We start from the raw sequence: 20,545 nt of genomic DNA on the forward strand, positions 1-20,545 counted from the left end.
TGGGGTCTCAGGACTCCAGACTCTGGCCGATGGCCTTGCGGATCCCGTTGCGGTGGGACAGGGCCGTGAGCCGGTTGGCGAAGCTGCGGCGCTGGGCGCGGCCATCACGCAGCACCACGGTGAGGGTGTGCTCCTTGCGGGAACCCAGCAGGATCCAGCCGGCCAGGGCCGCCACTTCCAGGGGCCAGAACAGGAAAGGGAATGGCAGCAGCAGCAGCCCCCCCAGGCAAACCAGCAGCCACCAGCTGAAGATGTGGGGATGGCGGGGCAGGCTCTGCACGGTGGCCGAGCGGATCTGATCCAGGGCGATCTGCTGACCGCCGAAGTCGAGGCTGCTCACCACCGGCGCCACGGTTTTGGCCGCGGCCGCCACTGATTTGGCCGTGGCCACCACCGATTTGGCCGCTGGCTGGGCTGTGGCGGCGGGAGCCGGAGCGGCGAGTTCGAAGATCAGCACGGGACCGCTGAGTCCCAGCCGGATCTCGTCGCCATCGGCCAGGGGGCGGCACTTCTGGAGTCGTTCCCCCTGCAGAAAGGTGCCATCGGCGCTCTGCCAGTCGCAGACCACCCAGCTCTGATGGCTGCTGGAGTGGCGGACCACGGCGTGATGGGGTGAGAGCCCGGCTTGCTCAGGCATGCAGAGACGGTTGTTGCGCTCACGCCCGATGGTGAGGGGCCGTGCCGGATCGAGCCGGGCCACCTTGCCCGGCTGATCCCGCAACCGCAGCTGGGCTGCTGACGGGGTCATGGGTGTCCGCGGCGGCGGCGCCACCACAGGCGCCAGTCGTCCTGGAGATCGCTCCACCAACCGCCATCGCCCGTGCGCTGCGGCGTGACCCGGCCGGGGAAGAGCAGGGCCTTGCTGGCCAGCAGCAGGGCCACCAGCACCATGACCAGCAGAACCCAGCCCGGGATGGCCCCCACCCAGGTGGCGGCGAAGCTGGCCCTGATCGCATAGAGCCCGATCGTGATGGCCAGCCAGAGCCTGAAGGGCTCCCAGGGATCGCGCTGGCGCAGCACGGGGCGGGGACATCGCTGCGCGTAGCGTATTCCCGGGCACGTCTGGTCCTCCCCGCATGGTCGAGCGCTCCGCTGCTGAGAGTGCCTGCGAGCCGGTCTCGGGATCCAGCACTGAGCCCCCTGCCGAGCCGCCACGGGGCGGTGGTCGTCGTGCGGCATGGCGGCGTTTTCTGACCGCCTGGAGCCGTGGCGGACCCGACGGACGCCCCGCCGCCATCCGCTCGGCCTGGGGCCAGCTGCTGGAGCGCCAGGCCGTGGCGGAGCTCTGGCTGGGGGAGCGGCGGATCAGCCGAACCGTGCTGAGGGAGGAGCGTTATCGCATCGGCCGCGATCCGACCTGTGAGTTGCCGATCGAGGCCGAGAGCCTCAGCCGCGTGCACGCGATTCTGGAGAAGCCGCGCCCCGGAGAGCGCGATTTCGCCCTCGAAGACTTCAACTCCGCCAACGGGCTCTTCCACCGCGACCGCCGCATCCGCGCCATTCGTCTGCGCCACGGCGATCAGGTGCAGCTGGGTTCGCCCCTCAAGGGCTCGGCTCCGCGCCTGCGTTATCTGCACCCCCGCAGCCCGCTGGAGCAGGCGGTGCACCTGCTGGGGCTGGGCAGTCTGCTGGGGTCGGGGCTGTTGGTGGGGGGACTGCTGCTGGCCTCCACCGTCGGCGGCGGTTCCCGGATTCGCCTGATCTCAGGCCCGGTGAAGATCGTTTCGGCTTCGGGGCAGCAGATCGACGCCAGGGAGGGCTCCGCCACGGCCCTGCCTTCCCTGCAGGCCTATCCCCTGCACCTGCGCCAGGCGCTGCTGGCCTCGGAGGAGGCGCGCTTCGGCTGGAACAGCGGCATCGACCTGTTCGGCACCCTGCGCTCGGTTCTGCTGGGCAGCGGCGGTGGCAGCGGTCTCACCCAGCAGGTGGCCCGCATCTACTACCCCGAAGTGGGCACCGACTACAGCCTCAGCCGCAAGCTGCGGGAGTTGTGGGTGGCCCTGCAGCTGGAGGTGGGCTACAGCAAGAACCAGATCCTGAAAATGTATCTCGACCGGGCCCACCTGGGCCTCGGCACCGATGGCTTCGAGCAGGCGTCCAGGCTCTACTTCCGCAAGTCGGCCAGTGACCTGGACGTGGGTCAGGCGGCCTTCCTGGTGGGTCTGCTGCCCAGTCCCAACGGGTACAGCCCCTGCAATGTCAAGGACCCCACCGCAGGCCGCGAGCGCCGCGATCTGGTGCTCAAGCTCATGCACGAACAGGGGTACCTGCGCGATCAGCAGCTGATCGATGCTCTACGGCGTCCCCTCAACATCGATCCCTCGGCCTGCCGCGAGTCCAGCTTCTCCAGCTATCCCTTCTTCAGCGACTACGTGCTCGGGGAACTGGAGGGCACCCGCTTCGGCCTCAATCTCTCGGAGAAGGCTTCAGGCGGCAATTACTACGTGGTGAGCACGATCGATCCGACGCTGCAGCGGCTCGCCCAGCAGCAGTTGCAGCGCTTCCTGGAGGGGCCGGCCGCGCGGGTGGGCCTCACCCAGGGTGCCCTGATCTCCCTTGATTTCCGCAGCGGCAAGATCCTGGCCTATGTCGGCGGCGGCGACTATTCCCGCTCCAGCTTCGACCGGGTCCAGGCCATGCGTCAGCCCGGCTCCACCTTCAAGCTCTTCCCCTACCTGGCGGCGCTCGAGGCCGGCACCAGGCCCGACCAGCTCATCTCCTGCGCCCCCCTGGCCTATGTGGCGGGCTGCCGCCATGGAGCTGCAGGGGGCAGCGTCAGCGTGGCCAGGGGCTTCGCCGATTCCGAGAACGTTGTGGCTCTGCGCCTGGCGGAGATCGCGGGCCTGAAACAGGTGGTGCGCAAAGCCCGCCAGCTGGGACTCAGCACCCCCCTCGACCCCGACTTCAACACCATGCTCGGCGGCCGTGAAACCCTGCTGTACGAGATGGCCCGGGCCTATGCCGTGGTGGCCAACGGGGGTCGCAGCGTACCGATGCATGGCGTGAGCAGGATCTACGACCTGGGCATCTGCCGCTCGATCTACAGCCTTGCCAGCTGCCCGGAGCGGGGGGTGACGACCCCCATCGGTGAGCAGCCTCGCCAGCTGCTTCGTGGGGAGGATGCTGCCGTGATGGACGCTCTGCTGGCGGAGGTGGTGCGCAGCGGCACGGGACGGGCCGCCGCGGTCGTGGCCGATGCCCGCGGCAAGACCGGCACCACCGACAACGGTGTGGATGTGCTCTTCATCGGGTACTCCCCGGCGCTGGAGATCCTCACCGCCGTCTGGATGGGCAACGACGACAACCGACCGGCGCAGGCGGCCAGCGGTGCCCTGGTGGCCGAGTTCTGGGGGCGGTACATGGCCGCGATCGGGTCAGGACGCCAGACCTGAGACCAGCCCCTGAGGCCGGTCCTCACCAGCTGCTCATCCGCCGGCAGCCCTCGACTTCAGAGCCAGCTGGACCAGGGTCTCCAACCGGTTGACCATCGCCCAGGCCACCCCGAGCACCAGCCCCCACCACCACTGGCTGCTGAGCAGGCGATCGAGGGGACGGCTGACGTCGTCCTCGCTCTGGCGGGGCAGCTGCCAGCCCATCTGCAGGGCGCCGTACACCAGCAGCAGCACCCAGGTGGGAATGTCGATCGGGCCCAGGCTGAAGGACAGAGCCCGCCAACGCAGCAGGCTGGAGGCGGCCGCCAGCCCGATCAGGGCGCTCACAGCCCCGGCGGCACCATCCCAGTGGCGTTCCGTGGTGCGCCGCTCCGCCAGCAGCAGGGCCAGAGCTGTGGTAGCCAGGCTGGTGAGCGCGTAGCGCAGCACCACATCGGGAAGCGGCAACGGTGAGGGAGTGCGCAGGATCAGCAGCAGCAGCGCCACGTTCACCACCGCTTCGAGATGGTTGTGATGGATCCAGGGGGCCGTGATCCAGCGCCAGGCCTGACGGGGCTCGGTGGCATCGGCCTGCTCCAGGGGCCACTGACGCCGCGCCCACTTCAGCGGGCCGAGGCTGAGGGCCTGCAGCAGGGCCAGGGTGAGCGCCAGCACCAGCCAGCCTTGCCAGTTCCACGACCTGAACAGCCAGTGGTCGAGCTCGCCGCTGAGCCAGCGCAGCACCAGGGCAGCACCCGCTGCCAGGGCCAGGCCCGGTCCCATGGCCTGCAGCGAGTGCCAAAGAGACTCCCCTCGAGGCCGCAGGGCGGCAGGGGTGAGCTGTTGTGCTGATGAACCGGCCTCAGCGCCGGCCCCAGGGCCCTGGGGCCGGGAGAGCGGCACCCCCGTGGCGGCCTCCAGCAGATCAAGCAGTTCCTCCAGCACCGCCGGGGCATAGGTGCTCCCCAGCTGCTGGGCCAGCAGCTGAACGGAGGTGCTGCGGCCTGCCCCGCTGTCCTCAAGAGCCCTCAGCAGCAGGGGCTGGTCCGCCAGGTCACGCACGGGCCCCTTGAGGCGCTCCTCGGCCCCGAGCAGATCCACCAGCCGGTTGGCGATGGCCCTGCCGTTGTTCAGCCCCGGGCTGCGGGCCTCGTGCCAGGCCCGCAGCTGCAGTCCCAGCTCCCGTCCCTTGCCCTTCACCGCTCCACCAGGGTGGTGTCGGCGTCGTCCTCAAAGCGTGCGGCGGCGGCTTCAGTGGCGGCGCAGCTGAACAGGGCCGCTGCCAGCCTGGGAGAGAGGGTGAAGGTGGTCATCCCAGCGGCGGCAAGACGGCTGAGGTCGCTGGTGGCCCGCAGGCTGGCCACAAGCAGTCGCAGGCTCGATCCACTGCGGTCAACGCATTGCTGCATCGTGATCAGCTCCTGGTGTGCGTCCCGGCCCAGATCCTGGATCCGGCCCAGGTAGGGAGCGATGTAGCGCGCACCGAGAGCAGCAGCTACAAGCACCTGGGGCGGCTCGTAGCAGGCGGTGAAGGTGAGTGGAATGCCCTGGGCGATCACCTTCACCGCCGCCCCGGTGCCGGCCCTGGTGAGCGGAACCTTGACGGTGATCCTCCCCGGGGCCATCTCCGCAAGGGCCAGGGCACAATCCAGCAAAGCCTCCGGCTCACGTCCCCAGGCCTGCAGGTGCAGCTCCTGACAGCCGAGATCGAGAGCCTGGCCGGTGAGGGAACGCAACGCAGGGATCCGACAATCCTGGCCGGCCTGCCTCAGAAGCGAGGGATTGGTGGTGATGCCGTGGAACAACCCACAGGGCATCCACTCCTCCCAGGTGAGAGGATCGGCTGAATCGAGGAAGAAACGCAGGCTCATGGAGAGCCCCGCGTCCTCAGTTGGCGCGGGTGGCCTGGAGCCTCGCACGGGAGCGGGCCAGGTTCTGCTGCGCCTTCACCTTCTCGGTGCTGGCAGGCTGACCCTCAAAGTCGGCGGCCTTCTGCTCGGCCATCTCCAGCTCCTGCTCGGCTTTGCTGGCATCGATGCGCGAGCCGAGCTCCGCACCGTTGACCAGCACGGTGACCTCATTGGCCTCCACTTCAGCAAAGCCACCCATCAGGGCAATGCTGGTCCAGTCCTTGCCGGCCCGCAGACGCATCACGCCCACATCAAGGGCGGTGAGCATGGAGACGTGGCCGGTGAGGATTCCCACCTGACCGGAGGTGCTCGGCAGGATCACCTCATCGGCGGTGCCGTCGAAGACACTCTGGTCGGGAGCCAGAACACGCAGGTTGAGAGTCATGGGGGTGGGTGCTCAGGAAGGGGATGGGATGGTGAAACTCAGCCCTTCTTGGCTTCGGAGGCAATCTTCTGAGCTTTGGCCCTGACCTGATCGATCGTGCCCACCAGGTAGAACGCCTGTTCGGGAAGATCGTCGAGTTCGCCAGCGAGGATCATGTTGAAGCCCTTGATGGTTTCCTCCAGCTTCACGTATTCACCGGACTGGCCTGTGAAGATCTCAGCCACGAAGAAGGGCTGGGAGAGGAATTTCTCGATCTTGCGGGCCCGATCCACCGTGCGGCGATCATCTTCGGAAAGTTCGTCGAGACCCAGAATCGCGATGATGTCCTGAAGCTCCTTGTAGCGCTGAAGGGTGCTCTGGACAGCCCGGGCGGTGCGGTAGTGCTCATCACCCACCACGGAGGGCTGGAGCATGGTGCTGGTGGAATCGAGGGGATCCACAGCGGGGTAGATGCCCTTGGAGGCCAGGCCGCGGCTGAGCACCGTGGTGGCGTCGAGGTGGGCGAAGGTGGTGGCGGGAGCCGGGTCGGTGAGGTCGTCGGCCGGAACGTAGACCGCCTGGATCGAGGTGATCGAACCTTCGAGGGTGGAGGTGATGCGCTCCTGGAGCTCACCCACGTCGGTGCCGAGGGTGGGCTGATAGCCCACGGCTGAGGGCATGCGGCCCAGCAGGGCGCTCACTTCGGAACCGGCCTGGACGAAGCGGAAGATGTTGTCGATGAACAGAAGCACGTCCTGCTTGTTGACGTCGCGGAAGTGCTCGGCCATGGTGAGTGCCGAGAGACCCACGCGCATGCGGGCGCCAGGGGGCTCGTTCATCTGGCCGTAGCAGAGGGCCACTTTCGACTTACTGAGGTCCTCGGAGTTGATCACTCCGGATTCCTTGAATTCTTCGTAGAGATCGTTCCCTTCGCGGGTGCGCTCGCCCACACCGCCGAACACCGACACGCCGCCATGCTCCTTGGCGATGTTGTTGATCAGCTCCTGGATCAGAACGGTCTTGCCGACGCCGGCACCACCGAAGAGGCCCACCTTGCCGCCCTGGCGGTAGGGGGCCAGCAGGTCGATCACCTTGATGCCGGTCTCGAACACCTTGGGCTTGGTCTCCAGCTCGGTGAGCTTGGGAGCGTCGCGGTGGATCGGGGCAGTGAGCGTGGTGGAGACGGGACCCTGTTCGTCGACGGGTTCGCCGAGCACGTTGAAGATGCGGCCCAGGGTGGCTTCACCCACCGGCACGGAGATCGGAGCACCGGTGTCGAGAGCTTCCATGCCGCGGACCAGACCGTCGGTGGTGCTCATCGAGACGGCGCGGACCCGGTGATCACCCAGCAGTTGCTGTACTTCAGCGGTCAGGGCGATCTGCTGTCCGGCTGAGTTCCGGCCTTCGATGCGCAGGGCGTTGAAAATTTTGGGAAGCTTGCCTGCAGGAAATTCAACGTCCAGTACAGGACCGATCACCTGGCGGACGATGCCCTTGGTGCCGGTGGAGGCGCCGGAGGTTGCGGGTGCAGCAGCCATAGGTCAAGAAAAGGTTCGCGCAGCGGGTGCCCCCCGCCTTAAGCGGCGCAACCTTACCACTCCGGTCAGCCGGGCTCAGCGTGGACCCCGCAGCCTCAGGACCGGTGGCAACCGGCGGCGGCGGTTCGGTGACCCGCACAGGGATCTGATTGTCGCGGCGCAGGGCCTCCGCCTAGGTTGGCAGTCGACGGGCCCGAGTGCCAACTCCCCGTTGTCGTGGCGCCGAAGGCGTCACTTTGTCGCTTTTGCATGGAACCATGGCTGCTGTTTCTCTGAGTGTTTCCACGGTTAAACCCCTTGGAGATCGCGTGTTCATCAAGGTGTCCGATTCGGACGAAAAGACTGCCGGCGGCATCCTCCTGCCCGACACCGCCCAGGAAAAGCCCCAGGTGGGTGAAGTGGTGCAGGTCGGCCCTGGCAAGCGCAGTGACGACGGATCCCGCCAGGCTCCTGAAGTGAGCGTGGGCGACAAGGTCCTGTACAGCAAGTACGCCGGCACCGACATCAAGCTCGGCGGCAACGAGTTTGTTCTTCTCTCTGAGAAGGACATCCTTGCCATCGTCAACTGATCACCACTGCTGATCGGCGAAGTCAGGCCATCTGCAGATCGGTAGCCTGCCAGTTCTTCGCTTCATTTTCGTTCCCTTCAAAGAGATCATTTCTCCATGGCCAAGCGCATCATCTATAACGAGAACGCCCGCAGGGCCCTCGAAAAAGGCATCGACATCCTGGCTGAAGCCGTTGCCGTCACCCTCGGTCCCAAGGGCCGCAACGTGGTGCTGGAAAAGAAGTTCGGCGCCCCCCAGATCATCAACGACGGTGTCACGATCGCCAAGGAGATCGAGCTGGAGGACCACATCGAGAACACCGGTGTCGCCCTGATCCGTCAGGCCGCCTCCAAGACCAACGATGCCGCCGGTGACGGCACCACCACCGCCACCGTCCTGGCCCACGCCATGGTCAAGGCGGGTCTGCGCAACGTCGCCGCCGGCGCCAATGCCATCACCCTGAAGAAGGGTATCGACAAGGCCTCCGACTTCCTCGTCAAGAAGATCGAGGAGCACGCCAAGCCGATCTCCGACTCCAATGCCATCGCCCAGGTGGGCACCATCTCCGCCGGCAACGACGAAGAGGTGGGACAGATGATCGCCGACGCGATGGACAAGGTCGGCAAGGAAGGCGTCATTTCCTTGGAAGAAGGGAAGTCGATGACCACCGAGCTGGAGGTCACCGAAGGCATGCGCTTCGACAAGGGCTACATCTCGCCCTACTTCGCCACCGACACCGAGCGGATGGAAGCGGTGCTCGAGGAGCCCTACATCCTGCTCACCGACAAGAAGATCGGCCTGGTGCAGGATCTGGTGCCTGTGCTCGAGCAGATCGCCCGCACCGGCAAGCCCCTGCTGATCATCGCCGAGGACATCGAGAAGGAAGCCCTCGCCACCCTGGTGGTCAACCGTCTGCGCGGTGTGCTGAACGTGGCCGCCGTCAAGGCTCCCGGCTTCGGTGACCGCCGCAAGGCCATGCTCGAGGACATCGCCGTTCTCACCAATGGTCAGCTGATCACCGAGGATGCCGGCCTCAAGCTGGAGAACACCAAGCTGGAGATGCTGGGCACCGCCCGCCGCATCACCATCAACAAGGACACCACCACCATCGTGGCCGAAGGCAACGAGGTGGCCGTGAAGGCCCGCTGCGAGCAGATCCGCAAGCAGATGGACGAAACCGACTCCTCCTACGACAAGGAGAAGCTGCAGGAGCGTCTGGCCAAGCTGAGCGGCGGTGTGGCCGTGGTCAAGGTGGGTGCCGCCACCGAGACCGAGATGAAGGACAAGAAGCTGCGCCTGGAAGACGCCATCAACGCCACCAAGGCGGCTGTTGAGGAGGGTATCGTTCCCGGTGGTGGCACCACCCTGGCCCACCTGGCCCCGGCCCTCGAGGAGTGGGCGGCCGCCAACCTCTCCGGCGAGGAACTGATCGGCGCCACCATCGTGGCTTCCGCGCTCACCGCGCCCCTCAAGCGCATCGCTGAGAACGCCGGCGTCAACGGCGCTGTCGTGGCCGAGCACGTCAAGGGCATGCCCTTCAACGAGGGCTATAACGCCGCCACCGGCGAGTACGTCGACATGCTGGCCGCCGGCATCGTCGACCCCGCCAAGGTGACCCGCTCCGGTCTGCAGAATGCCGCCTCGATCGCCGGCATGGTGCTGACCACCGAGTGCATCGTGGCCGATCTGCCCGAGAAGAAGGAAGCTGCTCCCGCCGGTGGCGGTGGCATGGGCGGCGACTTCGACTACTGATCCCCTGGGAGGAGCGGTCACAACGCTCCTCCCTCACGATCGAACCGGGGGGGCTTGGCCTCCCCTTTTTTTTGGCCTGCGGTTGAGCGATCGGAGCTGACGCCGGTCTTCAGCCGGCCTTGAACTCCAGGGCCACGCCGTTGTTGCAGTAGCGCTTGCCGGTGGGTCTGGGCCCGTCATTGAAGACGTGGCCCTGGTGACCGCCGCAGCGGCTGCAGTGGTACTCGGTGCGGGGCACCAGCAGTTTGAAATCAGTCTTGGTGGCGATGGCCGAGGGAAGGGGCTGCCAGAAACTGGGCCAGCCCGTGCCGCTGTCGAACTTCGCCGAGGAGCTGAACAGAGGCAGGCGGCAGCCGGCGCACAGGTAGGTCCCCTGGCGCTTCTCGCTGTTGAGGGGGCTGGTGAATGGTCGTTCGGTTCCTTCCCGCCGCAGCACGTCGTAGGCGGCTGGGCTCAGACGCCTGCGCCATTCACTGTCACTGAGCCGCCAGCTGGGATCTGCGGCCTTAGAAGCCGCTTCAGCCCTCGCACCTCCCCAGAGCGAGCCGAGCAGAACGGCAAAGGTGGCAAGCAGGCCGCGGCGTTTGATCGGATCCACAGGCAGGAACGGAGGCGAAGGGAACTCGGACTGGGTACCTGACCTGACGGGGCACCGTCAGCGCAACCAGCCGGCACTGAGCACGATCGCCAGGCCGAGAAAGAGTCCGAGAAGGGTCCAGCTGATGCGGTTCAGGGTGGCCTCGGCACTTCGGGCGCTGCTGAACATTGAACCGCCGCTGCTGGCCAGACCGCCCATGCCATCCCCCTTGGGGCTATGCAAGAGCACACTGCCGATCAGCAAAAGGCCGACGGCAGACCAGACCCAGGACAGAATGGTGGTGAGCATCCTGACAACATAACGAACAGCTCAGACCTGCAGTGCCTGGGCGAAGGAGGTCTTTGGGCTCACCAGATCTAGTGGCTTCACCAGGGAATCGCCTGTCATGCTCGAAGGCTGGGGCAATCCCAGGATCTGCAGCAGGGTGGGGGCGATGTCGGCCAGACCGCCGCCCTGGCGCAGCTGGGGTGCGGCCCCGTGGCCACCGATCTTGCGTTTCTCCCCCTCCACCAGGATCACAGGCACCGGGTTGGTGGTGTGGGCTGTCCAGGGGCGCCCATCCTCCCCTTCCATCAGCTCGGCATTGCCGTGGTCGGCGGTGATCAGCAGGGTGCCGCCCAGGCGGTTGGTGGCTTCCACCAGACGGCCGATGCAGTGGTCCACCGTGGCGATCGCCTGCTGGGTGGCGTCCATCCGGCCCGTGTGCCCCACCATGTCTGGGTTCGCGTAGTTGATCACCACCAGGGAATACACGCCCTTGTTCAGGGAAGCGATGCAGTTGTCGGTGAGTTGCTCAGCCGCCATGGCCGGGGCCTGGTCATAGGTGGCGACGCGTGGGGATGGAACGAGATGGCGGTCCTCGCCGGGGAAAGGCTGCTCGATGCCGCCATTGAGAAAGTAGGTGACGTGGGGATACTTCTCCGTTTCGGCGGTGCGCAGCTGGCGCAGCCCATGGGCGGAGACCACCTGGCCAAGCAGGCCGTCAAGGGATTCCGGAGGGAACGCCACCGCCACGGGCAGTCCCAGCTCGTACTGGGTGAAGGTGACCACATGCAGGGGGCTGATGCGCTTGCGCTCGAAGTGATCGAAGTCGTCGAGCACCAGGGCGCGGATCAGCTGGCGCACCCGATCGGGTCTGAAGTTGAAGCAGATCAGCCCATCACCGGGCTTGAGCGAGCCAGGAGCGAGGCGCAGGGGTTCGAGGAATTCGTCGTTGATGCCCTGGGCATAGGCCTCCACGATCGCCTCTTTGAAGGAGCGAGAGCTGATTTCGCCCTCGTCGCACAGAAGGCGGTAGGCCTTTTCGGTGCGCTCCCAGCGGTTATCCCGGTCCATGGCCCAGTAACGGCCGCAGATGGTGCTGATCCGCCCCACTCCGGCCGTCTCGACCTGGGCTTCGATGCGCTCCAGATAGGAGACGGCACTCTGGGGGGGCGTGTCACGGCCGTCGGTGATCACATGGATGCAGACGTCGCTGAGACCGCGGGAGGCGGCCCATTGCAGCAGGCCACCGAGATGATCGATGTGGCTGTGAACGCCGCCATCGGAGCAGAGCCCGAGCAGGTGAAGGGTGCCACCGTCGCGCAGCAGCCGATCGGCCAGTTCGTTGAGGGAAGGATTGGCCGCCAGGCTGCCGTCACGCACGGCCTTGCCGATCCGCACCAGTTCCTGACGGATGATCCGGCCGGAGCCGATCGTGAGATGACCCACCTCCGAGTTCCCCATCTGTCCGTCAGGCAGACCGACATCCCCGCCGCTGGCCTGGATCAGGGTGTGGGGATAGGCCTCCCAGAGGGCATCCATCACCGGAGTGCTGGCACCCTGAACGGCGTTGTGACGCGCGTCCTCCCGAAAGCCCCAGCCATCGAGGATGGCCAGCACCACAGGGGCGACCGAGCCATCATGACCAGGGACCGAAGCTGACTCCCGGCCGGAGGAAAGGGTTGGAGATCCGGAGGTGGAAATTGCGCTCACCCTGACTTCCCGAATGGTCGTTCAAGCGTCTTCCAAGGTCAGGTTACTCCTGATGGTCGTTGAACCAGTCTGCAGTCCGGGGCCGTCAGCTTTTGGGAACATTCCCGGCTCCATACGATGGACTCACCCCTTTCGGTTCCCTGTGAACACCTCCACGGCGCCGTCACCGGATCAGCGGCGGGTCGAGATCCTCTCTGCCGACGATCTCGCCCGCACGGTGCGTCGTCTTGCTTCCCAGGTGCTCGAAGGAGTGGTCGACAGCCACCAGTTGCTGCTGCTGGGCATCCCGACCCGTGGGGTCGCCCTGGCGCGGGTCCTGGCCCAGCAGCTTGAGGAGCTCTGTGGTCACCCGATCGACCAGGGCAGCCTCGATCCCACCTTCCACCGTGATGACCTGGAGCGGGTCGGCACCCGCCTGGTGGAAGCCACCCACCTGCCCTCCGACATCGAAGGGCGGCAGCTCGTGCTGGTGGATGACGTGATCTTCACCGGCCGCACGGTGCGTGCGGCTCTGGATGCCCTGCACACCTGGGGGCGTCCCGATCAGGTGCGGCTGCTGGTGATGGTCGACCGTGGCCACCGGGAACTGCCGATTCAGCCCGATTTCTGTGGCCGTCTGGTGCCCACCAGTCGCCATGAGTCGATCCAGCTCTGCCTGCGCCAGACCGATGGTGAAGACGGAGTGTTCCTGATTCGTGCCGGTTGAGCCGGGTCCTCGACGAGCGGCAGTCCGGGCCTGGCCTCTCAGCCCACGGCTTCGAGTTCGTCGGAGCGGAAGTGGGCCCGGAAACGTCCGAATGCCACGATCACCGGCAGGGTTGGGCTGATCGGCTTGCCCTTCCAGTCGTCCAGGACCTGCAGCACTTCACCCCGTTGTCCGAGAAGATCGAAGGCCTTGCCGCGGTGCTCCGGGTGGGTGTAGACGACCACGCTCTGGCAGACCTTGACCTGTTCTCCGGGCTTCATGCGCAGGGGACCCTGTGGAAGATCCAATCCTGTCATGGGCCTCAGTGCTGAGGGCTGCCCTGCGCGCCTTCAGCGGCGGCAGGTGGTCTCCGGGCCCGCCTCCACCACCCGTCCGCCCAGCTCGGCACAGGCCTTGGTGAAGGCCGTCCACTCGTCAACGCCCGTGGCCAGCTGGCGCTGGACGGCGGCATCGAGGCTGGCGATCGGCACGCTGTCGAGCGGCTGATCACCATGGCTGTGGTGCTCCTGTTCCTTGCTCTTCAGCCCGGCGATGGCCTGATCCACCTGCTTGCACAGGGGTGCCGTCGCTGTGGTCCACCAGGGGTGATCGATCCGGTTGAGGGCATCGAGGGCTTCCCACCAGCGCTTCTCGGCCACGAACTTCACCGCCCGCTGCTGCTGCAGCTGATTCCGTGCCCAGAACTCCCGCAGGTTGTCGCCGAGGGCTGAGCCGTCGGGCCGGTGATGTTCTCCCATCGGCTTGAGCAGGGCGAGGGCCCCATCCAGGTCTCCCTGCTGGAAACGGGACAGGGCCCGGTTCTTGAGGTCCTGCTGCCAGGCCAGCAGCTGCTGGCGGTCGGCCTCGGTGCCCGCGACTGAATTGGCCAGCAGCAGTTGCAGCTTGAGGGCCTCCTCCGGTTTCTGCTGTCGCCAGAGCTGTTCAGCCTTGGCCCTGCGGCAGCGGCCCTGCTCAGACGGAGCACGCCCGCTCAACCAGCGCAGCGAGGCCAGCTGGTCGCTGTAGCGGATGCAGTCATCGAACCGCCCCTCGTTCGCGGCCCGCTCCAGCCGACGCGGCAACTGGGATTCCCACCACCAGGCACCACCGACCCCAGCAGCCACCAGGCCGAGGGTAAGAGCCAGCCAGAAGCGCGGAAGCCTGTGGCGGCGGATGGCCAAGATGGACAATCAATTCTGTCTCTCCGTTCTATGAACAGAGGGGCCCGGGAAGCACGTCGAGGGGGCAGCCGCCGTGTCGTCCACTGCCGCCGGTCTGGCGTCGACGGGTCAAGTCTTCAGCGCACCGGACCGAGCACCCTGGGGGCTGTGAGCGTGCCGACGATCAGGTCTTCACTTTCGAGCAGCAACTGCCCTTCGGCGTCGATGCTGAAGCGGAGTCGCAGGCGGTCGGTGCCGCAGCTGCCGGGGGGGTCGAGGGTCAGAGGGGCTGGCTGAACGCTCCAGGGCTCGATTCTGGCTTCGCCAGCGGGCCGGCGCCGCACCTGGGGAAGGCCGTCGATGAAGACCACCTCGCTGCGTTCCTCCTCGACCGGCTCGCCGAGCACCAGCTCCAGGCGGCTCTGCCCATCGCGGCTGCAGCTGAGCACCATCTCCAGGGGCTGGTCTGTGGGCCAGCTCTGGCCAGCCAGGAAGAGCGGGTGCCAGCGGTGCTCCCCTCCGCGCCGATCCCAGCAGCGCAGCGATACTCCCCGGGCCAGCACGTCCTTGAGCCGCACTCCGGGCGTGAGGGCGAGGGCCCCGAGGGCCACCGCTTCCACCGGCCGCTGGTCGCGCAGAGGGATGGAGCCGCAGCGGTCCGCCAGCCAGTCGCGGATCGTGGGCAGACGGCTGGTGCCCCCCACCGGCAGGACGGCATCGATCTGATCGCGGTCCAGTCCCTTCGCGCGTGCCGCTGCCAGCACCCGCTCCAGCAGGCCGTCGAGCAACTGCAGCAGCCCCCGTTCACGCAGCAGCCGGTCAAGCTGGGTGCGATCGAGGCGCAGAGCTCGGCTGTCGGCCTCTGCCGAGCTCCAGATGCCTGTCATCTCCTCGGCCTCGCTCAGGCCGCACTTGAGCCGCTCGCTGATCTCCAGCAGGCCGGGGTCTTCTCCAAGGTCAGGGGCGAGGCTCGCCGCGATCCAGCGGTCGATGTCCCGCCCCCCGAGGGCGGCGCCGGCCTTGCCGATCACCTCGGCGCAGCGCAGGGCCTGTCGCCCCCCATCGAGCTCCCGGCCACCGAAACGCAGCAACTGGGCAATCGGTGCCGCCCGGCCCTCACCGCCCTGGAGGGCCACGAGCGAGAGATCGATCGTGCCGCCGCCCAGATCCACCACCAGCACCCGGCTTCCCGCAGGCAAGCCCGCCCCGATGGCGGCTGCGGTGGGTTCATCCACCAGGGCCACTTCCTCCACGGGAATCTGGCTGCTGACCTGCTGCAGCCACTGCCGGTAACCCCGGTAGCCCTCGATCGGGGCGGTGAGTACGAGTCGGGTGGGCACCACTCCCGTGGGAAGGGCCTGCCACAGCCGGGTGATCAGCAGGCTGCCGGCCTGCTCCGGTGTGAGCGGTTCGCCGCTGGAGCCCGCGTGAGCCGTCGCCGGGCCGGGCTCGCCTGCGAAGGCGCCGATCCTGCGTTTGAAGTCGCGGCAGAGGCCTTCGCCGCCGCTGGCGGCCAGGCCCGCATCCAGCACCTGGCGGCCGATCAGGGGCTGATCGCTCCGGGGGCTGGCGAGCCAGATCAGGCTGGGGACCACACAGGGATCTTCGCTGCTGAAGGGTGGAATGGCGAGCAGCTCCGGTGCACCGCCTGCGCTGGGCTGAAAGGCCAGCACCGTGGTGCTGCTGCCCAGGTCGATCGCCAGGGTGCCGGTCACGGCCATGGATGGGGAGCTGCGGTGAAGGGACCTGTTGCGGCGCAGCTTGGCCGATGGGGCCGGGGTCCAGGCGACAGCTGAACTAAGGTGATGGAAATGGGTTCGCTTCGATGTACACCGGTCCGACTGTTCATCCCAAGGAACTGGCCCAGCGGGCTGAAAGTCTGATCGGTCAGTCGAGCAATCGTTACCTCACGACCGTTCGCATCGCCTTCCGGGCCAAGCAGCGCCGCTTCGATGATTTTGATGGCCTGCTCGAAGACTCGATGGTGAAGCCCGTGCAGCGGGCGATCGTTGAGCTCAGCGACGAGCAGGATCAGCCCGACCTGCTGCCCGGCTGATCCTTGCCCCCCAGTGGGTACAGCGCTGAAGCGGAAGGATGGCGCCTGGTCTGGGATCCGTCCAGGACCCCGTTTCCTGTGCTCATCGGCGGATCCGACTGGGCGGTTGAGCTCACCTCGGAGGAAGCGAGCAGCCTGCGCGCCGGCCTCCTCCGGCTGCTGGACCAGCTCGAGGCCATCTCCGATCAGCTGATGGACGACGAATTGATCAGTCTCGAGCTGGAGAGCGGCGGCTGGTGGCTGGGCCTGGATGGCGACCCGGGCCACTGGCACCTGCGCTGCATTCTGTTCCCTGCTCCAGGACTGAGGGGATGGGAGGGCACCTGGGCCCCGGGTGCTGGCCTTGAGCTGACTCGGGCCCTGGAGCCCTTGCCCCTGTGAGACAGGCTGCGGGATTGCGGAGCGATCAGCACTGCTGATTGCCTGACTCCTCCCCAGTCACGGCTCCGTCACTCCAGTGTTTTGCACAGGTTTTCCACAGGCTCGGGCTCCGGGACCCCGCTGGCGGCAGCTGTCTGGGGAGAACCGGCCTTTGCCGGACTCTCCCCTTGACAGGCCTCCTGTTCGGCTTCAAGGCCATCCCCCGCCGGGACTGCGGCTGGGCCGTGCTCCTGCGCTGCAGTCAGTCTCAGGGTTGGAAGGAACGGCCGCCCGGCTGGGTCAGTGATTTGACGCGGCCCCGGCGTTGTGGAGAAGTGGATGACATCACCAGCTCAACCTGTCCATGGACATCGCCCCGGTCATGACCGCTTCCGTCGTTGGGGTTGCCCAGGCTGCGCAGGCTGAGCCCGAAACCGGTGTGGTGAGTTTCCGGGCCGATGTTCCCGAGGCTCTGCTCAACTCGATGGCTCACTTCATCGATGCCCACCCCAACTGGGATCAGTACCGCCTGATCCAGGCGGCTCTGGCGGGCTTTCTCGTGCAGAACGGGGTTCAGAGCCGGGCCGTCACCCGCTGCTACGTGGCCAACATGTTCCAGCGGACGACAGAGGGGAGATCCGATCAGGTGGCGCCTGCCAGGCCTCCCCGGTCTTCGCTGCCGACGATCTCCCGGTAGCCGGCGGTCAGGCTGCAGAGGACCAGGGGCCAGGCCACCAGCAGGCCTGCAGCGAGGGGCCAGGCGATCAGGAGGGCAAGCCCCAGGGGGAGCAGAACGATCAGGACCAGGCTGAGGCTCAGAGCCAGCAACTCCCAGCCATGGGATGCCGCCAGGATCCGCCCATGGCGGAAGGTGGCCACCGGGGAGAGGCCGCCGGCCACGGTCAGCGGCAGGTGAAAGATCTGCGTCACGAACAGGGCCGCCAGCAACGTGGCGCCGATCAGCAACGGCGCCAGAGCCAGCAGCGGGTGGATCAGGCTCACCAGCCCTGCCGCCAGACCGGCCGTGGCCAGGATCAGCAGGTTCAGCAGCAGCAGCAGCAGTGCCACCGCCAGCAGACGGCCCATGGCCGCGGCCTGCCAGCGGACCAGCTCGGCCAGCCGGGGCGTTCGACCGTCAAGGGCAATCCAGGCACCCCGCAGCAGCCCCACATTCAGCCAGAGAAGGCTGCCCACGCTGAGCAACAATCCCCCCAGCACCAGGCCCATGGACACCACCACGGGATCCTCCCCCACGGCCAGGGCATCACTGGCCCGGTTCTGCACCGTCTGGCCCAGCAGTTGGGCGCCACCGCCCATCAGGGTGAAACCGCTGAACAGCCACGGAGCGCGCCGGTAGGCCCTGCGCCCCTGCCTCAGCCAGCCCCGGACCGCCTGAATCGCGACCAGGGCATCCCGAGCGCCATCCACCAGTCGGGCCCCGCGTCCTCGGGGCTGAGGGGTCATCGGCCGGGATCCAGCAGCTCCAGCAGGCGCAGGGCCGTGGTCTCGGGGACCGGCAGGATCGACAGGCGATTGCCCCGGCGCACCACGGCCAGTTCCTGCTCACTGAAGCTGCTGCGCAACTCTTCCAGGCTGAGAAGCTGGGGATAGGTGCGCCGGTAGGCCAGGCGGACGCAGTCCCAGCGTGGAGCTTCGCGAGTTGACGCTGAATCGAAGTATTTCGAGGTCGGATCGAACTGGCTGGGATCAATCAGCCCTGTTTCAATCACCTCCATCAGGCCGATGATGCCAGGGGGCTTGGTGTTGGAGTGATAGAAAAAAGCCTGATCACCGATCGCCATGCTGCGCATGAAATTGCGCGCCTGGTAGTTGCGGATGCCATCCCAGAGGGTGCTGCCCTCGCGTTCGAGATGGTCGATGCCATACACGTCCGGCTCACTTTTCATCAACCAGTAAGCCATCTCGCCTTGGGGAGCCCTGCTGGGCTGAAGGGTCAGGGAAGCTTGATTGTATCCAGCGGCTCTGTGTCGTTTGGGTTGGCCGGAGCGCGCTCCCTGCCTTAGACAGCAGCAGGAACAACCTGGCGAGATGATTGTGATGGGCCTGTCCTCAGCACCGAAGCCCACCCTCCAGTCGGCGTGGAACCTGTACGTGGCTCACTGGCGCACCTATCTGGCCCTGCAGCTCACCGTGCTGGCGCTGGCGCTGGTCTCAGTGGCGGTCAGTCTGATCATCACCGTGATCGCGGTGGCGGTGACCGCCGGTGTCTCCGCTGATCTGCGCGACAGCGTGACCCAGCTGGTGTCGTCTGTGCTGAACCTGCCTTTCTCGATCCTTTATCAGGTGGTGGCGGGGCTGGTCGGGGTGCTGCTGTCCGCTCTGCCGGCCCTCTGGTTCGCCACCGGGCACCATCCGAACTACCGCGAAGGCCTGGCCCTGCTGCGCGCCAATCCCCGCCGCTACGTGCTCGCTGGGCTGCTGGTCTCCGTCGCCGCCGGACTCGGCATCCTGCTCTGCGTGATTCCAGGCCTGATCGTGATGGCGCTCACCCCCATCTACGTGCGGCGGGTGTTCACCAGCGAGGAACCGCTCTGGCCTGCCTTCCGCACCTGTTTCAACGATCTCTTCTCAAGCCCCCACAGCTGGGGACTGGTGGGCTATGAAGTGCTTTCTGCATTGCTGATCGCCATTTCAGCCCTGTTCTGCCTGCTGCCGTTGCTGGTGACCGTCCCCCTGGCGGCGATCTTCATCCAGCAATATCTGGCAGCCTGGGAGATCGGAGCGCCGCCCCCGCCGACCGAGGAGGCCGTCACCGCCCTGCTGTGAACGGGGCCTGGTTCTGCAAGGGGCGTTCAGAGGGCGGCCACCAGGGCGCGGAAATGCTCTCCACGCGCCTCGAAGTCCTTGTATTGATCAAAGCTGGCGCAGGCCGGTGAGAGCAGAACCGTGGGGCAGCCGAGGCGGCGGGCCAGCTCCCGGGCCAGCGGAACCGCCTCAGCCTGGCCTTCCACCAGGTGCACCGTGCCCGGATAGCCGCTGCCGCTCAGCAGGGCGGCGAAGGCCTCCCTGGCCGCGCCGAACAGCACCACCGCAGCAGCCTGGCGGCCCAGGGCCTCGAGCCACGCCCCGGGGTCTCCCTGTTTGATCTCACCTCCAGCCAGGACCACCATCGGTCCCTCCACGGCCGTGATCCCCACTTCGGAAGCGTCGTAGTTGGTGGCCTTGCTGTCGTTGAACCAGCGCACACCATCCAGCAGGCGGATCTGCTCGAGCCGATGGGGCACTCCTGGAAAGCTGCGAAGGGCGTCTTCGATCTGGGAGGGCTCCAGTCCCAGCCTGAGCGCGGCGGCGGCAGCCAGCACCATGTTCTGACGGTTGTGAGCCCCTGGCAGGGCCAGGGCTGTGGCAGGGAAGAGGGGGCCGGAGGCTGCCGTCACCAGTCCACGGTCAATCCAGAGGAAGGGCTGCAGGCTGGCACCCAGCTGCTGGCGGGGGCCGGCGGTGACCCAGCTGGCCCGGTCCCAGCTGCCGGCATGGGCGCGCAGGTCGGCGTCGTCGGCGTTGAGCAGTTGCTCCCCGCAGTTCTCAAGCAGGCTCCGCTTGATCGCCCGATAGGCCTCCAGAGTCCCGTGCCGCTCGAGATGGTCGGGTGTGAGGGTGGTCCAGAGGCCCAGGCGTGGTGCCAGCTCCGGGGACGACTCGATCTGGTAGCTGCTCAGCTCCACCACCAGCCAGTCGGGCGGCGGGGTTCCGGCCTCGCGGCGCTCGATCAGCAACTCGGCGGCCGAAATCCCGACGTTGCCCACCATCGGCGCGTCGAGACCGGCCTGGCTGAGCAGGTGACTGAGCAGATGGGTGACGGTGGTCTTGCCGTTGGTGCCGGTGATGCCGATCCAGGGGATCCCGCCGCTGGCCTCCCAGGCCACCGACATCTCTCCGCAGACCCGGACGCCCCGGTCCCTCAGGGTCTGCAGCACAGGATGATCCCAGCGGATGCCGGGGCTCACCACCACCCGGTCGGAACCTGCCCGGAGCTGGGCCAAGGACCCGGTCGCCAGGGACTGGCCGAGCTCCACCTCCACGCCCCGGGCCCTCAGCTCCTCGGCCTGCTGCTCCAGCTCGGGATTGCGGCGGCTCTCCAGAACCAGCACCCGCTGGCCGCTGGCCCTGAGCAGACGGGCGGCACCGCTGCCTGAACGTCCCAGACCAATCACCACCGCCAGGGGGTGTGACGTGCTGGGCATACTGAACTACTGAGGCAGAGGATT

Annotated in this window: 23 protein-coding genes; 8 read left to right on the forward strand and 15 right to left on the reverse strand. The window is 66.9% G+C overall.

Annotated elements, in window-relative coordinates:
* Nucleotides 1-7: 7 nt before the first annotated feature.
* Together I1E95_RS12380 and I1E95_RS12385 are read right to left on the reverse strand one after the other, a co-directional pair.
* Nucleotides 8-748: an FHA domain-containing protein gene (locus I1E95_RS12380; RefSeq protein WP_197162675.1), complete on the reverse strand. Its 741-nt coding sequence runs from the start codon at nucleotides 746-748 to the stop codon at nucleotides 8-10.
* On the reverse strand, nucleotides 745-1,020 hold the full coding sequence (locus I1E95_RS12385; RefSeq protein ID WP_197162677.1) for a hypothetical protein: 276 nt from the start codon (nucleotides 1,018-1,020) through the stop codon (nucleotides 745-747). Before I1E95_RS12385 ends, I1E95_RS12380 begins: the two co-directional genes overlap by 4 nt.
* A 56-nt stretch (nucleotides 1,021-1,076) precedes the next feature.
* Between I1E95_RS12385 and I1E95_RS12390 the strand changes: the two genes are divergently transcribed.
* A complete protein-coding gene (locus tag I1E95_RS12390) occupies nucleotides 1,077-3,392 on the forward strand; it encodes a transglycosylase domain-containing protein (protein ID WP_197162687.1) in 2,316 nt (771 codons plus the stop codon).
* Nucleotides 3,393-3,425: 33 nt separating this feature from the next.
* Here the strand turns inward: I1E95_RS12390 and I1E95_RS12395 are convergent, their stop codons facing one another.
* From I1E95_RS12395 to atpD, 4 genes are read right to left on the reverse strand one after another with little or no spacing between them, the layout of a single operon-like run.
* Entirely contained in the window at nucleotides 3,426-4,571 is a 1,146-nt protein-coding gene (locus tag I1E95_RS12395) for a rhomboid family intramembrane serine protease (RefSeq protein ID WP_197162695.1), read from the reverse strand.
* A complete protein-coding gene (locus I1E95_RS12400) occupies nucleotides 4,568-5,242 on the reverse strand; it encodes a transaldolase family protein (RefSeq protein WP_197162697.1) in 675 nt (224 codons plus the stop codon). Before I1E95_RS12400 ends, I1E95_RS12395 begins: the two co-directional genes overlap by 4 nt.
* Before the next feature lie 16 nt (nucleotides 5,243-5,258).
* On the reverse strand, nucleotides 5,259-5,666 hold the full coding sequence (gene atpC / locus I1E95_RS12405) for an ATP synthase F1 subunit epsilon (protein ID WP_197162699.1): 408 nt from the start codon (nucleotides 5,664-5,666) through the stop codon (nucleotides 5,259-5,261).
* A gap of 38 nt (nucleotides 5,667-5,704) precedes the next feature.
* Entirely contained in the window at nucleotides 5,705-7,183 is a 1,479-nt protein-coding gene (atpD, locus tag I1E95_RS12410) for a F0F1 ATP synthase subunit beta (RefSeq protein WP_197162701.1), read from the reverse strand.
* 257 nt (nucleotides 7,184-7,440) lie between these two features.
* Here atpD and groES point away from each other — a divergent pair, with 257 nt between their 5' ends.
* Nucleotides 7,441-7,752: a co-chaperone GroES gene (gene groES / locus I1E95_RS12415; protein ID WP_185465164.1), complete on the forward strand. Its 312-nt coding sequence runs from the start codon at nucleotides 7,441-7,443 to the stop codon at nucleotides 7,750-7,752.
* A gap of 96 nt (nucleotides 7,753-7,848) precedes the next feature.
* A complete protein-coding gene (groL, locus tag I1E95_RS12420) occupies nucleotides 7,849-9,483 on the forward strand; it encodes a chaperonin GroEL (protein WP_197162703.1) in 1,635 nt (544 codons plus the stop codon).
* A 109-nt stretch (nucleotides 9,484-9,592) separates the two neighbouring features.
* On the opposite strand, the gene msrB is transcribed toward groL, so the two are convergent.
* The 3 genes from msrB to gpmI form a co-directional block, all read right to left on the reverse strand.
* Nucleotides 9,593-10,072 carry a peptide-methionine (R)-S-oxide reductase MsrB gene (gene msrB, locus I1E95_RS12425; protein WP_197167492.1) on the reverse strand — a complete coding sequence of 160 codons (480 nt, stop codon included), beginning with the start codon at nucleotides 10,070-10,072 and terminating at the stop codon, nucleotides 9,593-9,595.
* Between the two features lie 66 nt (nucleotides 10,073-10,138).
* Entirely contained in the window at nucleotides 10,139-10,369 is a 231-nt protein-coding gene (secG, locus tag I1E95_RS12430) for a preprotein translocase subunit SecG (protein WP_197162705.1), read from the reverse strand.
* A 21-nt stretch (nucleotides 10,370-10,390) separates the two neighbouring features.
* The gene (gpmI, locus tag I1E95_RS12435) at nucleotides 10,391-11,965 is read right to left on the reverse strand and encodes a 2,3-bisphosphoglycerate-independent phosphoglycerate mutase (protein WP_231594619.1); all 1,575 of its coding nucleotides are present in this window, start codon (nucleotides 11,963-11,965) and stop codon (nucleotides 10,391-10,393) included.
* 232 nt (nucleotides 11,966-12,197) lie between these two features.
* On the opposite strand from gpmI, the gene pyrR reads away from it, so the two are divergent.
* Complete coding sequence (gene pyrR / locus I1E95_RS12440) at nucleotides 12,198-12,761, forward strand: bifunctional pyr operon transcriptional regulator/uracil phosphoribosyltransferase PyrR (protein ID WP_197162707.1); 564 nt, start codon at nucleotides 12,198-12,200, stop codon at nucleotides 12,759-12,761.
* A 38-nt stretch (nucleotides 12,762-12,799) separates the two neighbouring features.
* Here the strand turns inward: pyrR and I1E95_RS12445 are convergent, their stop codons facing one another.
* The 3 genes from I1E95_RS12445 to I1E95_RS12455 form a co-directional block, all read right to left on the reverse strand.
* Entirely contained in the window at nucleotides 12,800-13,021 is a 222-nt protein-coding gene (locus tag I1E95_RS12445; protein ID WP_197167494.1) for a ferredoxin-thioredoxin reductase variable chain, read from the reverse strand.
* 69 nt (nucleotides 13,022-13,090) lie between these two features.
* Complete coding sequence (locus I1E95_RS12450; RefSeq protein WP_197167495.1) at nucleotides 13,091-13,921, reverse strand: hypothetical protein; 831 nt, start codon at nucleotides 13,919-13,921, stop codon at nucleotides 13,091-13,093.
* A 116-nt stretch (nucleotides 13,922-14,037) separates the two neighbouring features.
* Nucleotides 14,038-15,621, reverse strand: coding sequence for an Hsp70 family protein (locus I1E95_RS12455; protein WP_197162709.1), 1,584 nt, complete (start codon nucleotides 15,619-15,621; stop codon nucleotides 14,038-14,040).
* A 104-nt stretch (nucleotides 15,622-15,725) separates the two neighbouring features.
* On the opposite strand from I1E95_RS12455, the gene I1E95_RS12460 reads away from it, so the two are divergent.
* The 3 genes from I1E95_RS12460 (at nucleotide 15,726) to I1E95_RS12470 (ending at nucleotide 17,013) form a co-directional block, all read left to right on the forward strand.
* Nucleotides 15,726-15,956: a DNA-directed RNA polymerase subunit omega gene (locus I1E95_RS12460; protein WP_185465054.1), complete on the forward strand. Its 231-nt coding sequence runs from the start codon at nucleotides 15,726-15,728 to the stop codon at nucleotides 15,954-15,956.
* A 3-nt stretch (nucleotides 15,957-15,959) separates the two neighbouring features.
* A complete protein-coding gene (locus I1E95_RS12465) occupies nucleotides 15,960-16,337 on the forward strand; it encodes a DUF1818 family protein (protein ID WP_197162711.1) in 378 nt (125 codons plus the stop codon).
* A gap of 361 nt (nucleotides 16,338-16,698) precedes the next feature.
* Entirely contained in the window at nucleotides 16,699-17,013 is a 315-nt protein-coding gene (locus I1E95_RS12470) for a DUF2811 domain-containing protein (RefSeq protein ID WP_197167496.1), read from the forward strand.
* On the opposite strand, the gene I1E95_RS12475 is transcribed toward I1E95_RS12470, so the two are convergent.
* Entirely contained in the window at nucleotides 16,959-17,780 is an 822-nt protein-coding gene (locus I1E95_RS12475) for a hypothetical protein (RefSeq protein ID WP_197162713.1), read from the reverse strand. The genes I1E95_RS12470 and I1E95_RS12475 overlap by 55 nt on opposite strands.
* A complete protein-coding gene (locus tag I1E95_RS12480; protein ID WP_197162719.1) occupies nucleotides 17,777-18,238 on the reverse strand; it encodes an EVE domain-containing protein in 462 nt (153 codons plus the stop codon). Before I1E95_RS12480 ends, I1E95_RS12475 begins: the two co-directional genes overlap by 4 nt.
* A 136-nt stretch (nucleotides 18,239-18,374) precedes the next feature.
* Here I1E95_RS12480 and I1E95_RS12485 point away from each other — a divergent pair, with 136 nt between their 5' ends.
* On the forward strand, nucleotides 18,375-19,103 hold the full coding sequence (locus I1E95_RS12485; protein WP_197162722.1) for a hypothetical protein: 729 nt from the start codon (nucleotides 18,375-18,377) through the stop codon (nucleotides 19,101-19,103).
* A 26-nt stretch (nucleotides 19,104-19,129) separates the two neighbouring features.
* On the opposite strand, the gene murD is transcribed toward I1E95_RS12485, so the two are convergent.
* Nucleotides 19,130-20,521 carry a UDP-N-acetylmuramoyl-L-alanine--D-glutamate ligase gene (gene murD, locus I1E95_RS12490; protein ID WP_197162723.1) on the reverse strand — a complete coding sequence of 464 codons (1,392 nt, stop codon included), beginning with the start codon at nucleotides 20,519-20,521 and terminating at the stop codon, nucleotides 19,130-19,132.
* Nucleotides 20,522-20,545 lie beyond the last annotated feature (24 nt).

Source organism: Synechococcus sp. CBW1107 (assembly GCF_015841355.1).
Lineage (GTDB): Bacteria > Cyanobacteriota > Cyanobacteriia > PCC-6307 > Cyanobiaceae > Regnicoccus_A.